Below are 14,620 nucleotides of genomic sequence, written 5' to 3' on the forward strand. Positions count from 1 at the left end.
GGAAAAAGTCCCGTATTAGGCACTCACCATACGTGATGCAGATTTCACCATATCCCCTAAACCATGGGTTCTGAAATAATATTCTAACCAGCTTTTTACCATGAGCGGATTGTCCATTTTTAACACATGTTGCAGCAATTCTTGTGCATCACTCATCGGAACATGACAAATGGTTTTACGTACCCGCAAAATATTACTGGAACTCATCGACAGGGTATTAAAGCCCATGGCCATGAGCAAAACTGCAGACAGCGGATCGCCCGCCATTTCACCGCAGATACTGACCGGTTTTTCATTACGATGACAGTCCTGCACCAGACGGGTCAGGGCACGCAGTACTGCAGGGTGTAAATGTGAATAGACATTGGCTACCCGTGGATTATTGCGATCCACAGCCAACAGATATTGGGTCAGATCGTTGGAGCCGACCGAGAAGAAATCCACCAGTTCGGAAAATTCATCAATCTGATGAAGCACACTCGGCACTTCCACCATGATGCCGAGTTTTGGTTTATTTACCTTGACCTGTTCTTCTTCTTGAATCGCCGCATGGTCACGTTCCAGCAGATAGAGCGCTTCCTCGACCTCGCTGACACTGGTCACCATCGGCAGCAGAATATGCAGGTTATTCAGTCCGATACTGGCTTTGAGCATGGCGCGAATCTGTGAAGAAAAAATTTCCGGATGATCCAGGGTAAAACGAATGCCACGCCAGCCGAGTGCCGAGTTTTCTTCTTCAATCGAGAAATACGGCAGGTCTTTGTCTGCACCAATGTCCAACGTTCGCATCACCACCGGTTTATTGGCAAAGTGACTGAGCTGCTGACGATAAATCGCACGTTGTTCTTCCTCGCCCGGGAAGCGGTCACGCAACATAAACGGAATTTCAGAACGGTATAAACCGACACCTTTGGCACCACGCTGCACGCCACGCACCACATCAATCATCAGGCCGGTGTTGACGTAGAGTTTGACCGCCACGCCATCCGGGGTAATCGCATCTTTGGTTTCGTACTGGCGCAGATCTTTAGCAAGCTGTTCTTCTTCTTTTTGAATTTCTTTATAGCGACTGCGCAGGCGACGTGGGGGATTAATAAAGACCCGGCCCTGATGTGCATCGACAATCATCTCTACATCATCGAGGGTGTTGATCGGCAGTTCGGTCACGCCGACCACGGTCGGAATACCAAGAGCACGCGCCACAATCACCATATGTGAGTTCATGGCGCCTTCGGTAGTGACAATCGCGGCAATTTTATCTACAGGTAGTTCAACCAGTGCAGCCGTCGAAATTTCCTCACCAATCAGAATACTTTCATCGGTCAATTCACGGTGACTGGCATCGGCTTCCTGTAAGCGCGCCAGAATACGGCGGCCCAGATCTTTTAAGTCCGCTACCCGCTCACGTAAATAATCATCTTCCATTTGGGAAAATTGTGCCACATGATTGTCAATAACAATTCGCACGGCGCCTTGTGCCCAGTGACCTTCACGAATAAAAGCCTTGATTTCTGCAGGCAGGGCATTTTCATCCAGCATACGCAAGAACACGCTAAACAGTGCGCGTTCCTCGGCCATTAACGCATCCTGCATTTTGTCATCCAGTGACTGGATTTCTTCACGGACTGAATTTAGCGCGTTATCTAAGAGCTGCAGTTCTTCGCTGATGTCATCTGCTTCACGGTCAGGGACTGCGGCAAGATCTGCTGGCGGATAGAGAATCACTGCACGACCTAAGGCAATGCCACCGGAGCCAGAAACTCCCTGAAAGGTTTTATAGGCGGGCAGGTTGCTCGGCTTACGGAATACATCGATATTGCCAACGGCATGGGCATGGGCGATGACGCCAGAAAGCTGCGCGCAGAGTGTGACCAGAAAGGATTCAGCAGCTTCAGAAAAGTCCTGTGATTCTTTATTCTGAACCACCAGTACACCCATGACCTTACGGCGGTACATCACCGGCACACCGAGGAAGGAGTTATAAATTTCCTCACCGGTTTCAGGTAAAAACAGGAAGCGCTCATGTTTAGGGGCATTGTCCAGATTGACAATTTCTTCACGTTGTCCAACCAGGCCCACCAGACCCTCACCGGTCTGCAAAGACACATGGCCGACAGATTCTGCATTCAGGCCTTTAGACGCCATGAGCAGATAACGCTGATTGCGTTCATCGAGGAGATAGATCGAGCAGACATCAACCTGCATGGCCTCGGCCACATGCTTGACCATAATGTCGAGTGATTCATGCAAACTGGTGGACGCATTGATCTCCTGAACAATACGTCTCAAGGTGTCCAGTTGCATATTCGACATAAGGTCTGCTCCGTCTATTCAGAATTTCAGTGATTAAGTTTATTTATAACAATAGCCGCGTAAAAAATCTGCATTATTTATGCGATTTTTTAAGGTTTTTGCTGGGGTAGTTGCTGACACAACTCCACCAGGGCTTTGCGGTAAACATCACGTTTGAAATTCACGACTTGACCGAGTGGGTACCAGTAACTGACCCATTGCCATTGATCAAATTCGGGCGGATCAGACAGATTCAACTGAATATGCTGAACGGGGGCCGTGAGTTTGAGTAAAAACCACTTTTGTTTTTGACCGATACAGACCGGATCAGAGTCCGTACGAATGTATCGATGCGGCAAACGATAGCGCAACCAGCCTTTGGTTTGCGCGACTATCTGGACGTGTTCGGGCAATAAGCCAACTTCTTCTCTCAGCTCACGATAGAGTGCCTGCTCAGGGGTTTCTCCATATTGGATTCCGCCTTGTGGAAATTGCCATGCATTATGACCAATGCGTTTTGCCCATAAAACCTGTCCAGCATCGTTTGCCAAAATGATCCCGACATTCGGTCGGAAACCTTCAGAGTCGATCATTTGGCTACCTAAAAATTGTTTAATTTATGCCTTTGCCATCGGGGAGCATTATTTCGTTATCCAACTCGAAAAAAGCAAAGTTTAAAAATGTTAAAATTGCTATGATCTTAACGAATTTCTATCGACTAGCGGAGATAGATTTACAATTTTTTTCTTAAATTTCAGTTTTAACGAGTATTTTCATGAAATTGGCGCTATTTGATCTCGATCACACCTTGTTAAACACGGATTCGGATCATTCTTGGGGAGAGTTTTTGGTCAGTGAGGGCCTGGTCGATCCAGTTCAGCATCGCGCCATGAATGACAAGTTCTATGACGATTATAAAAAAGGTCAGCTGGATCCTTATGCCTATAATGAATTTGTGTTCCAGTTTCTGACCAAACATGACAATCATTATTTGACTGAATTACATCAACTGTTCATGCAAAAAGTCATTCGTCCACAAATGCGTCCTGAAGGTTTTAAAGCCATTGAGCGCCACCGTGAAGCAGGGCATGCCTTAGTGGGGATTACCGCAACTTCAGACTTTATTACCGCACCCATTTTTCGTGAATTCGGAATTACTGAAATTATTGCCACCAATGCTGAAGTCATTGATGGGAAATATACTGGTAAAGTCATCAATACCGCATGCTATCAGCAAGGCAAGCTGGTGCGTCTGGAACAATGGCTGGAAGGCCGCGACGTAACCGAGTCTTGGGCTTATTCAGATTCTATTAATGACCGTTTCTTGCTGGAATATGCGGATCATGCGATTGCAGTCAATCCGGATGATCGCTTGGAAACTTTAGCCCAAGAACAGGGTTGGAAAATACAGGACTGGTCGATCTAATCACTCCGAACTCATTGATGTGATTATTAAGTACAACTTCGGTTGTGCTTTTTATTTGCCTCATTTGAATATTAATGTTTTTTCACAGTCCAGCTGAATCAGACATGCTATGCTCGAAAAACAGGACATGATAACAATAGTAGATTCTGAGGTATGAGATATGACTCACGTTCGACCACGTATGACACATCTGTTCCAACAGCTTGGCTTGGATGCCAGTGCAGAAGGTATTGAAACATTTATTCACGAGCATCAATTGCATAAAGATCTGACTTTACTGGATGCGCCGTATTGGTCAGAGGCACAACGTCAATTTTTAAGCGAGAAAATAGCCTCTGATGGCGAATGGGCGATTGTGGTAGATCAACTCAATGAATCCTTGCATGAAAATTCAACCAGTGAAGGATAAGATATAAAGCCAATCGTATGATTGGCTTTTTAGACTATGACCTTACCTTTAGCGAATCCGTTTCCAGATCGTGACTTGTGACAGGGTATGTTGATACTTTCTGGCCGTTTCTCGAATCACAAAAGGCACATCTTGGGGTTCGGCCACCAATTCAAAGTGCTGGGTTAAAATGTTGGAAATACCAGCCAAAGTCGTGATCTTTTCCCCATCCTGCTGAAAACCGCCCAGCCATTCGCTACGCGCCGTATGTTCTTCCAGCCAGGTATAGGGCGAACTCAGCATTAAAATTCCACCTATATTGATACGTTTATGAATCTGCAATAAAAAGTCTTTCGGATGATGCAGCCGGTCAATCAGGTTCGCTGCCAGAATAAAATCATAGTCGCTAAAATGTGCTTTCAGGTTGCAGGCATCGGCCTGAAAAAATTCCGTTTTTGACGCAAACTGTTCCAAAGCGACATCTTCAAGTGAACAGCTTTTTTCTTCGCTTAATTCACCTTCTAGCGGCAGCTGATAACGTACCCTATTGCCTTGAGCCAAATAGACTGCCTGCTGGATAAAACGTGCTGAGAAGTCCAGACCGGTCACCTGATCAAAATAGTGTGCCAGTTCAAAGCTGGCGCGGCCGGTAGCACAGCCAATATCTAAGGCACGATGACATGGCACTTGCTGAAAATAGGGTTGTGCCAGATCGACCAGTGTTTTGGCAAAATTAGCGATACCAAAATATTCGGGGCCGTACTGGAATTCCAGATATTGGGAGACCAGCTGGTCGCTTTCATAGTTCGAAGGGAAATGTTGCAGTGCCTGATCAGAGGCGACGTAGCGAAAACCAGCGTGCTGAAAGAAATGCCGTCTGAAGGCGTAGCGGGAACTATATAAAGCTTCATTGCCCGCCGAAATCCAGGAGCCACCTTTCATCAGGTTATGGCGACCGTCAAAGGTTGGTGTACTGAAATCATCATAAAGCGGATGCACCTGAAAACCCTGAAATGGATAGATCGGAGTTTCAGTCCACTGCCAGACATTGCCCTGAATATCATAAAAATCGCCCTGCTTGAAATGATCGACCGGACAGGAGCTGGTGCCGTATTTCAACTCGATATTGGCCTGTTCAGGGCTCGGTAAATCTGAATCCAGATCGGAAACTGCATACAGGCGATACCATTCATCTTCAGTCGGCAAGCGAATGGTTTTTCCCAGCAGTTGGGATTTCCACTGACAAAAGGCCTTGGCTTCATGATAATTCACTTCTACCGGCCAGTCCCAAGGCATCGGCACTTCTTCTAGCATCAATCGCAGTGACCAGCCTAATTCAGTTTTGCGCCAGAAACAGGGATGAGCAGCTTGTGAAAATTGCAGCCAGCCTAGACCTTCTTCACTCCAGTAGTGTTCGGTCTGATAGCCATCAGCTTCGACAAAGGCCAGAAATTCCTGATTCGATACCAGATATTTGGAGGCTGCAAAAGCTGCAACCTCGGCTTCATGCCGGCCGTATTCATTGTCCCAGCCATAAAATGGATGGTTAAAATCTTTCTGTAAATGCACTTTGCCTTCCGGCACATCCAGCAAAATATTATCCGGGGCCATGCCGGTAATAATATTGGCACGCCATTGCGGATGCTGGCGTACATGTTCCAAAGCATGCTGGCGGATCAGCACAGAAGAAGTTTCCAGATGGATCCGTTCATGTTCGATGTCCATGATGATGGTCCACCAAGGGTTTTGCCAGTTTAAGGGTAGAGTTAGCGGAGCATGTTCAAGGATGTTCAGGATCAGGGCGCGTACCTGATGCCGATAATCACGGACTTCCTGCACACTGGGCCAGTCATAGTGCACTTCATCCAGGTCATCCCAGCTCATCTCGTCTACACCGATCGCGAAGATACTTTCAAAATGCGGATTTACGCGTTCGCTAATTAGCTTGCTGAGCAGCAGTTTATTGACAAAAAAAGTGGCGGTATGGGCAAAATAAAAAATTAGCGGATGACGTAAAGTAATCGGCTTGATGAAAAATGCATCTTCATGTTTGAGGCATTCAAACAGTTGTTCATAGGTGTCAAAGGTGTTCAGGAAATATTCGCGCAGGCAGTGCCGGGCAGTCTGTTCATCGGCAAAATCAAGTGCCGGCGTGGGCAGCAGCATCGGTTTGGCCGAAAGCCACAGGCTGCTTGTATTGGTTTTATCTTGAGAGTGGGATTTTAAGGGAGAATCGAGCTGCATCCGTCAGGCTCCATCGAATAGTTTTAAGCATTCCTCTGCACTGCAAAAGAATGGAATTGTCTTAAAAATACTCGAAAGATATCGCCAGATGGGGTGTATTTAGGTAACAAAATGCTGCACCGTTTTGGATGCAGCATGTTCAGGAACGGCTTAAATAGACAGCGAGGCACCCTGCATGAGCTGAACCAGAGCCTGAGCTGCTTTGGACTGAGTACGACCGGGATGCCAGACCATGCCCAAACGACGGTTCATTTCCAGATTAATATCCAGCTGGTGCAGGTCATGATTGACCAAAGTTTTTGGCAGTACCGACCAGCCTAAGCCAATCGATACCAGCATCCGGATCGATTCCAGCGGATTGTTACTCATACTGACTTTCGGTTTGATGCCCTGTTTCTCAAATTCGGCCAAAGTAATTTGCGAGGTATAGGTCTGTGATGAGGGCAACAGGCTTGGATAGTCGAGCAAATCTTCCAGACACAGATTTTTTTGCTGCGCCAGCGGATGAAACGGTGCCACCACAAAGACTAGAGGATCATTCCAAATAGTCACATAATTCAGACGCGCATCACCCCGTGGCGGCAAGGTTAAAAATGCCAGTTCCAGATCGCCGGCAATCACTTGTTCATGCGCCTGCTCGGAATCGACAAAATGCACATCCAGAGTCACGTCAGGATATTCCTGAACATAACGGCGCAAATGACTCGGCAGATGATGCAGGCCAATATGATGACTGGTACCAATTTTTAGTTTGCCCTGTACCTGACCCTGTTCATGGCTCAAGGTATAATGAATATCACCGAGTTCATTCAGCCAGTTTTTCACTTTAGGCAACAGAGAGTGCGCCGCGTGGGTGGCCTGTACACCACGTCCGGCAGATTCAAACAGCTTGACCCCAAAGTATTCTTCCAGACTGTGAATACGTTTGGTGACAGCAGGCTGGGTAATGAAGAGCTGATCTGCGGCCAGAGAAATCGAACCGGTTTCCATGACTTTTACGAAGGCTTCAAAGGCTGCGAGATTCATCTTAACCACCTATAAAGAATTTTTATGTGTAAATATATTATTGTTATATTTTAAGAATAAATCAAAGCAAAATTAGCTCATCTATGTTGCAGTGCTGAATTACTATACATTTTCAAAGCCTTGGCATTTTTAAAACTAAAAAAGACCACCTATAAAGGTAGTCTTTTATCAGGAACCTCGACCGAAGAGTTTAGACGGTAATGTCCTCATTCTGCTGTTGGTTATTACGCTCCCAGATTTTTTCATGGAAGAAGAAAGCCACTGCCTGTACCGTTGGTTCTAATAAACTCAAGGCAATCGCCATCGTCAGACTGCCAGTCACCAAATAACCCACAATCATCGCTACGGTAATATGCATAATGTAGTAGCTGAAAGTCTTTTTAAACATGCGCTGGTTATTGTCTACAAAGCGTTGAATATGTGCCATGTCGAAGTTCCTCAAAATCATCATCTCTGTCGATGAAGAAATAATAATAATTCTCATTTAATTTGTAAAAACGAATATTTTTAATAAATTAATCGGAAAATTAGATTGATGAAAATAAAGTGAAAGTCTGATTTGATTCAGCTTTTAAAAGATTCCAAAAAGTTTTTTAACTGATAAAAATGATAAATTAGATTTATGTGATTGCAGCGATATAATCAAAATCAGAGAAAGAATTTACCCAGTCCAGTGGAGTACATCGACATGGCAGGCGCAACCCAAACAGCAAAAACATTATATGACAAATTGTGGGACGACCATTTAGTAACGCAACGTGATGATGGTTCTGCCTTACTGTACATCGACCGTCACTTATTACATGAAGTGACTTCTCCACAGGCCTTTGAAGGTTTGCAACTGGCCGGGCGCCAGCCATGGCGTTTAAGCGCGAATATTGCCACACCGGATCATAACGTACCGACCTCGAAAAAAGAGCGTGAGCAGGGTGTTGCCGGAATTGAAGATGAAACCTCGCGCATCCAGGTGCAAACTTTGGATGACAACTGCAAGACCTTTAATATTGTTGAATTTGATATTAATGATATCCGTCAGGGCATCGCGCATGTGGTCGGGCCGGAGCAAGGCTTGACCTTACCGGGCATGACGGTGGTGTGTGGTGACTCGCATACTGCAACACACGGTGCTTTTGGCTGTTTGGCGCATGGGATCGGGACATCAGAAGTTGAACATGTATTGGCGACCCAATGCCTGGTTCAAAAGAAGATGAAAAACATGTTGGTGCGCGTTGACGGAAAATTAGGTCAGGGCGTGACACCGAAAGATGTGGTCTTGGCGATTATCGGCAAGATTGGTACGGCAGGTGGTACAGGTCACGCGATTGAATTCGGTGGTCAGGTGTTCCGTGATATGTCGATCGAAGGCCGTATGACGGTATGTAATATGGCGATCGAAGGCGGTGCCCGTGTAGGGATGGTTGCTGTCGATGACAAGACTATTGAATACGTGAAAAACCGTCCATATGCACCGAAAGGCGAGCAGTGGGATCAAGCTATTGCTTACTGGAATACCTTGCATTCTGATGAAGGCGCGCACTTCGATACCGTTGTGGTCTTGCAAGGTGAAGAGATTGAGCCACAAGTATCTTGGGGTACTTCTCCTGAAATGGTGATTCCAGTCTCTCAAGCAGTTCCAACGTTGGAACAGGCGAAAGATGACGTACAGCGCAATGACTGGACACGTGCTTATCAATATATGGGCTTAACTGCCGGTCAGGCCTTGGCTGAGATTCAGCTGGATCGTGTCTTTATCGGTTCGTGCACCAACTCACGTATTGAAGATATCCGTGCAGCGGCTGAAGTGGCGAAAGGCAAGAAGGTGGCATCCACCATTAAACAGGCGATGGTCGTTCCAGGTTCTGGTTTGGTGAAAGCACAAGCTGAAGCGGAAGGTTTAGATAAAATCCTGATCGAAGCGGGCTTTGAATGGCGTGAACCAGGCTGCTCTATGTGTTTGGCAATGAATGCTGACAAATTGCAACCAGGCGAGCACTGTGCTTCAACATCGAACCGTAACTTTGAAGGTCGTCAGGGCAATGGCGGTCGTACCCACTTGGTGAGCCCCGCAATGGCAGCGGCAGCGGCAATTGCTGGTCACTTTGTTGATGTTCGTTCATTCTAGTTTAAGCCCTCATCCCGACCTTCTCCCAGAGGGAGAAGGAGTTCCCTCTCTTTGTAGGAGAGGGGTAGGGAGAGGTTACGAATTCGTTGGGAAATAAATATGAAAGCTTATACCGTTGAACAAGGTATCGTTGCACCTTTAGACCGTGCCAATGTCGATACCGATTTAATTATTCCAAAACAGTTTTTGAAATCGATCAAACGTACCGGTTTTGGTGAAAATTTATTTGATGAATTGCGTTACTTGGATGAAGGTTATCCAGGTCAGGACAATTCAGTTCGTCCGATCAATCCGGACTTTGTCTTGAACCAGCCACGTTATCAGGGCGCATCTATTTTAATTTCACGTGCCAACTTTGGTTGTGGTTCTAGCCGTGAACATGCGCCGTGGGCCTTGAGCGAATATGGTTTGCGTACCGTGATTGCGCCAAGCTTTGCTGATATTTTCTTTAATAACTGTTTTAAAAACGGTATGTTGCCTGTGATTTTGGCTGAAGATATTGTTGAGCAGTTATTTAAGGAATGTGCGGAAGATGAAGGTTATCAACTGACCATTGACTTGCAAGCACAAGAAGTTCGTACCCCTACGGGTGAAAGCTTTAAGTTTGAAGTCGATCCATTTCGCAAGCATTGCCTGTTAAATGGTCTGGATGATATTGGCTTAACTTTGCAGGTGGCGGATGATATTCGTGCCTATGAAGAAAAAACCAAACAATCGCGTCCTTGGGTATTTGCCGAAATTCATGGATAAATCAGTAAAAATTGTCATGGCATGACTGCGATGCCCTTGCTAATATCGGAAGATTATTGAGTTTTTTGATTAGGTAAGACAGACATTATGGCGAATTATTGGAAACAGTGGCTTGCTTTAAGTTCAGTATCGGTGCTGTTGACTGCATGTCAAAGCATCGACACGATGAAACTCAAACATGCCAAAGAAAATACTGAGAGCAAAAGCAATGCCCTGATCTACTGTACAGGGACGCCAGATTGCCAGTTCGAACGCTTCAATCAGACCATTATTGTCAACGCCGACAATGGCCGCATCAGTGATGAGGCGCTGAAGCAGAAACTGGTGCGCTTGCAGGCCAAAAATTTAAATCAGGCCAATCCGATTTATTTATCTGTGCCGGCAGGACAGCATGAACTGGTCGTGCGTTTTTATCCGATCAGTAAGGATAAAGCGGAAACTTTACATGTATTCCATCGTTTTCAGGCCAATAACCGCTATAGCTTAAAAATGTTTCGTGACCGTAGTGCGCGTAGCAGCAGTTTATTAAATTCTTCGGCGCCGGATCCGCTTTGCGTAGATCTGGTACAAGAGCAAAAAACCATTCGTCGTTTTTGCAAACCCTATAATGCAGTCACCGGGATTGCAGAGTTTGTAGAAAAGAAAATTTAACCTCTGTCAGGTCTGAATCTGACGTTTTAAACGGAAAATCTCATGTCTAAACAAATTTTGATTTTAGCTGGTGACGGCATCGGCCCTGAAATTGTAAAAGCCGCAGAGCAAGTACTCACACGCGTAAATGAAAAATTTAATCTCGATTTGACATGGGAACAGGGCTTACTCGGTGGTGCAGCCATTGATGCACATGGTTCACCGTATCCTGAAGTGACCTCTGAACAGGCTAAAAAAGCTGATGCGATTTTACTCGGTGCCGTGGGCGGTCCAAAATGGGATACGATTGAGCGCTCAATTCGTCCGGAACGTGGTTTATTGAAATTGCGTAGTGAACTGAACCTGTTTGCTAACTTGCGTCCAGCCATTCTTTATCCGCAATTGGCTGATGCTTCAAGTTTAAAGCCTGAAATCGTAGCAGGTCTGGATATTCTGATTGTGCGTGAATTGACCGGTGGTATTTACTTCGGTCAGCCACGCGGTATCCGTGAACTGGAAAATGGCGAGAAACAAGGCTATAACACTGACGTTTATTCAGAATCTGAAATCAAGCGTATCGCCAAAGTCGCTTTTGAAATGGCCAACTTGCGCGGTGGTAAAGTATGTTCAGTGGATAAAGCCAACGTGCTTGAAGTAACTGAACTGTGGAAACAGACAGTGACTGCGCTGAAAGATGCCGAATACCCTGAAATTAATTTATCGCATATGTATGTCGACAATGCCGCAATGCAACTGGTGCGTGCGCCAAAGCAGTTTGACGTGATTGTCACCTCGAATCTGTTCGGTGATATCCTGTCTGATGAAGCTGCGATGTTGACCGGTTCAATCGGCATGTTGCCATCGGCATCTCTGGATGAAAATGGCAAGGGCATGTATGAGCCTTGTCATGGTTCTGCACCAGATATCGCCGGTCAAAACCTGGCAAATCCATTAGCGACGATTCTTTCGGTGGCGATGATGTTGCGTTATACCTTCCGTGAAGAAGCGGCTGCTAAAGCGATTGAAGATGCAGTAGGTCAGGTCTTGGATCAAGGCTTGCGTACGGCAGATATCATGTCTGAAGGCATGCAAAAAGTCGGTACGGTTGAAATGGGTCAAGCAGTCGTTGCTGCATTGAACTAAGCCTGTTTTGATTCAAAAAAACGCAGCCTTGAGCTGCGTTTTTTTATAATAGAAATTCCAAAGCTTAAACCCCTTAACAGGTTCGGCCTGTGGTGCGTACCGCGGTCGCAATATTATCTTTGAGTAAGAAGGTGATTTTACATTGCAATTTGACGTCGTAGCCGCCGGCAGGACTTACTGAGACAGGAATCGGTACAGTGCCTGTCCCTGTGGCAGGAAACTGCGCTACAGGCAAAGGAATGGTAATGGGGCGTTGTACCACATAGCTTAATTGCTTGGCGCTGCGTTCAGGCCCACTGATCTGCTGGTAACCTAAACGTTTTAGATCCAAAGTTTGATCGATCAGTTGGCTGCTTTGCCCAATGAACTGTTGTAAATAGGCATCACGCTGTGCAGTCGTTGAGGAGGTGGTGGTGCATGCACTAAGCAAACCCAAGGCTGTGCAGCATGCTAAAATCAGTGTGAACTTCATGAGTTGTCCTCACACCAAATAAAATGAGTGTAAGCGCATTCCATGCAAAAATACTGTTGTGATTTGATACACGGTAGAAGTTTAGCGTGGTGAGGTTGATCCCTGATTTAATTAGATACAGGCTTTGAACTCGATGAGTACAGCTTAGCAAGCTCTACCGGTATAGCGGATGGCTTGAACAATTTCATTTTTTAGGTCAAACCAGATTTGGCATTTCATCTCAATGTTATAACCACCATTTGAGGGCATCGGCATTGGTGCACCGATCGAGATACTCTGACTAATATTCGGCGTGGCCATCGGAATATTCATATCCCGAAAAATAGTGTAGCTGAGAGATTCTGCGGTTTGAATCGGTTGCTGGGAGGTCTTGAATCCCGTTGCGCGAAGATCAAGCTGGCTACGAACCTGTGCTGCAGTTTGACCCACATAAGGTTGTAGAGACTGATGCAGATGCTGATTGCCGCCGGTAGCGCACGCAACGAGAAACAAGCTGGAAAGTAGGGGTAAGCATTTCATATTCATTGTTTTTATACGTGTTGTTTTAATTCAATGAATAGTTGTGAATTTATAGGCCTGTGTCAAATTATTTTATTGATTGATAAATAATTCAAGTAATAAAAAAGCCACTAAAAGTGGCTTTTGCTTGCGCTAAAACTTAGCGTGCACGATATGTGATACGACCTTTAGTCAAATCATAAGGTGTCATTTCAACCTTCACACTGTCGCCAGTCAAAATACGGATATAGTGTTTACGCATTTTACCAGAGATGTGGGCAATCACTTCGTGACCGTTCTCTAAACGTACACGGAACATAGTATTAGGAAGCGTCTCGGTGACAACGCCTTCGAACTCGATGAGTTCCTCTTTATTGGCCATAGCCTACCTGAATGAATAAATTGGAAAGGCGCAAATTATAGTCAATTTTTTTGCAAAATACAAGACGAAACGGGCGTTAGACTGATCATCTGCCAGTAAAATAGGCGAACTGTCACGATAATTTTTTTAACTAAAAAGACACCTGTTTCTGTTGTCAGTTTGGTCAATCACAGTTAATCTAAAATTAATCTTTTTAAGTATAAATGAAGTACATACAAGGAAGGCTTTTGAGTGAGTCAGCTAACGGATGCATCAGTCGTATTGCGTTTAGGCTATCAGGCGATTCGTCGTGCGGGGTTGCCAACAGAAGAACTTTTGACCAAAGCAGGAGTGGCTTTAAATCAGGTGGAAGCCAATGACCGTACCCCGCTGAGTGCCCAATATGCCTTTTGGGTGGCGGCAGAGGAAGTCAGCAAGGACCCGGACATTGGATTGCATCTGGGTGAGCACCTGCCACTTTATCGTGGTCAGGTCATTGAACACCTGTTTGTTTCATCTGAAAATTTTGGTGAGGGACTGAAACGTGCTTTGGCTTATCAGCGACTGATCAGCGATGCCTTTGCTGCCAAATTAGTGATTGAAGATGATCGCTGCTATTTAACCAATGGTGAACAGCCTTTTGCTGAGAGTCTGGTCAATCGTCATTTTACTGAATGTGCTATGTCAGGTGTACTGCGTTTCTTTAAATTTATTACCGAAGGGCGTTTTGAGCCGATTTATATCGATTTTAATTTTTATAAAGGGGCACCTGATGATGAATACTTCCGGGTTTATGAGTGTCCGGTCAGTCTAGGTCAGAAAGAAACTCGTTTGTATTTCGATCCGACTATCCTGGAATATCCGCTGTGGCAGGCTGAACCTGAGCTGTTGCAGCTGCATGAGCAACTGGCCATTGAAAAGCTACAGGAACTGGCAAGATATGATCTGGTCGGTGAAGTCCGTCGTGCGATCGGCTCTACTTTGGAGAGTGGTGAAACCACACTGGAAACTGTAGCAGCACAACTGAATATCACGCCACGCCGTTTGAGAACGCAACTGAGTGAGGCACATACCAGTTTTCAGCAGATTCTCTCGGATTATCGTTGTCGTCTGGCCAAGCGTTTGCTGGCGAGTACCAATGAGAGCGTCGAGCGGATTGTCTATCTGACCGGTTTTTCCGAGCCAAGTACCTTCTATCGTGCCTTTAAACGCTGGACCAATGAAACGCCAGTGGAATATCGGAAGCGGAAGCAGCGTTAAAAATCCCT

At 45.6% G+C, this 14,620-nt stretch carries 15 protein-coding genes; 7 read left to right on the forward strand and 8 right to left on the reverse strand.

The genetic code is table 11. The features are described 5' to 3' along the window. Window positions 1–15 precede the first annotated feature (15 nt). Both ptsP and F891_RS01640 read right to left on the reverse strand, forming a co-directional pair. Complete coding sequence (gene ptsP, locus F891_RS01635) at window positions 16–2,313, reverse strand: phosphoenolpyruvate--protein phosphotransferase (protein ID WP_005250601.1); 2,298 nt, start codon at window positions 2,311–2,313, stop codon at window positions 16–18. An 89-nt stretch (window positions 2,314–2,402) separates the two neighbouring features. Next, window positions 2,403–2,885, reverse strand: a complete 483-nt coding sequence (locus F891_RS01640; protein ID WP_004278502.1) for an RNA pyrophosphohydrolase — start codon at window positions 2,883–2,885, stop codon at window positions 2,403–2,405. Window positions 2,886–3,067: 182 nt separating this feature from the next. On the opposite strand from F891_RS01640, the gene F891_RS01645 reads away from it, so the two are divergent. Beyond that, window positions 3,068–3,718, forward strand: coding sequence for an HAD family hydrolase (locus tag F891_RS01645; RefSeq protein WP_005250603.1), 651 nt, complete (start codon window positions 3,068–3,070; stop codon window positions 3,716–3,718). A 160-nt stretch (window positions 3,719–3,878) separates the two neighbouring features. Then, window positions 3,879–4,127 carry a DUF2789 family protein gene (locus F891_RS01650; RefSeq protein ID WP_004278500.1) on the forward strand — a complete coding sequence of 83 codons (249 nt, stop codon included), beginning with the start codon at window positions 3,879–3,881 and terminating at the stop codon, window positions 4,125–4,127. 48 nt (window positions 4,128–4,175) lie between these two features. Here F891_RS01650 and ovoA read toward each other — a convergent pair whose 3' ends face one another. The 3 genes from ovoA to F891_RS01665 form a co-directional block, all read right to left on the reverse strand. Then, complete coding sequence (gene ovoA / locus F891_RS01655; protein ID WP_005250606.1) at window positions 4,176–6,350, reverse strand: 5-histidylcysteine sulfoxide synthase; 2,175 nt, start codon at window positions 6,348–6,350, stop codon at window positions 4,176–4,178. A 150-nt stretch (window positions 6,351–6,500) separates the two neighbouring features. Then, window positions 6,501–7,376, reverse strand: a complete 876-nt coding sequence (locus F891_RS01660; RefSeq protein ID WP_004278498.1) for a LysR family transcriptional regulator — start codon at window positions 7,374–7,376, stop codon at window positions 6,501–6,503. Window positions 7,377–7,566: 190 nt separating this feature from the next. Then, on the reverse strand, window positions 7,567–7,803 hold the full coding sequence (locus F891_RS01665; protein WP_005107971.1) for a DUF2061 domain-containing protein: 237 nt from the start codon (window positions 7,801–7,803) through the stop codon (window positions 7,567–7,569). Window positions 7,804–8,064: 261 nt separating this feature from the next. Between F891_RS01665 and leuC the strand changes: the two genes are divergently transcribed. The 4 genes from leuC to leuB all read left to right on the forward strand — a co-directional run bounded on the left by leuC (window position 8,065) and on the right by leuB (window position 12,021). Then, window positions 8,065–9,498 (forward strand): 3-isopropylmalate dehydratase large subunit, encoded by a 1,434-nt coding sequence (leuC, locus tag F891_RS01670; RefSeq protein ID WP_005250608.1) that lies wholly within the window; start codon window positions 8,065–8,067, stop codon window positions 9,496–9,498. A gap of 99 nt (window positions 9,499–9,597) precedes the next feature. Continuing rightward, complete coding sequence (gene leuD, locus F891_RS01675; protein ID WP_004729456.1) at window positions 9,598–10,248, forward strand: 3-isopropylmalate dehydratase small subunit; 651 nt, start codon at window positions 9,598–9,600, stop codon at window positions 10,246–10,248. A gap of 87 nt (window positions 10,249–10,335) precedes the next feature. Then, on the forward strand, window positions 10,336–10,899 hold the full coding sequence (locus F891_RS01680) for a hypothetical protein (RefSeq protein ID WP_004729459.1): 564 nt from the start codon (window positions 10,336–10,338) through the stop codon (window positions 10,897–10,899). A 42-nt stretch (window positions 10,900–10,941) separates the two neighbouring features. Beyond that, entirely contained in the window at window positions 10,942–12,021 is a 1,080-nt protein-coding gene (gene leuB / locus F891_RS01685; protein WP_004278493.1) for a 3-isopropylmalate dehydrogenase, read from the forward strand. Between the two features lie 73 nt (window positions 12,022–12,094). On the opposite strand, the gene F891_RS01690 is transcribed toward leuB, so the two are convergent. The 3 genes from F891_RS01690 to infA all read right to left on the reverse strand — a co-directional run bounded on the left by F891_RS01690 (window position 12,095) and on the right by infA (window position 13,373). Further along, entirely contained in the window at window positions 12,095–12,493 is a 399-nt protein-coding gene (locus F891_RS01690; RefSeq protein ID WP_004729461.1) for a hypothetical protein, read from the reverse strand. 144 nt (window positions 12,494–12,637) lie between these two features. Further along, a complete protein-coding gene (locus F891_RS01695) occupies window positions 12,638–13,018 on the reverse strand; it encodes a hypothetical protein (RefSeq protein WP_005250613.1) in 381 nt (126 codons plus the stop codon). 133 nt (window positions 13,019–13,151) lie between these two features. Further along, entirely contained in the window at window positions 13,152–13,373 is a 222-nt protein-coding gene (gene infA, locus F891_RS01700) for a translation initiation factor IF-1 (protein ID WP_001284370.1), read from the reverse strand. A 231-nt stretch (window positions 13,374–13,604) separates the two neighbouring features. Between infA and F891_RS01705 the strand changes: the two genes are divergently transcribed. Beyond that, window positions 13,605–14,612 carry an AraC family transcriptional regulator gene (locus F891_RS01705; protein WP_005107962.1) on the forward strand — a complete coding sequence of 336 codons (1,008 nt, stop codon included), beginning with the start codon at window positions 13,605–13,607 and terminating at the stop codon, window positions 14,610–14,612. Window positions 14,613–14,620 lie beyond the last annotated feature (8 nt).

The sequence above is a fragment of the Acinetobacter sp. CIP 101966 genome (assembly GCF_000369725.1).
Classification (GTDB): Bacteria; Pseudomonadota; Gammaproteobacteria; order Pseudomonadales; family Moraxellaceae; genus Acinetobacter; species Acinetobacter lwoffii_Q.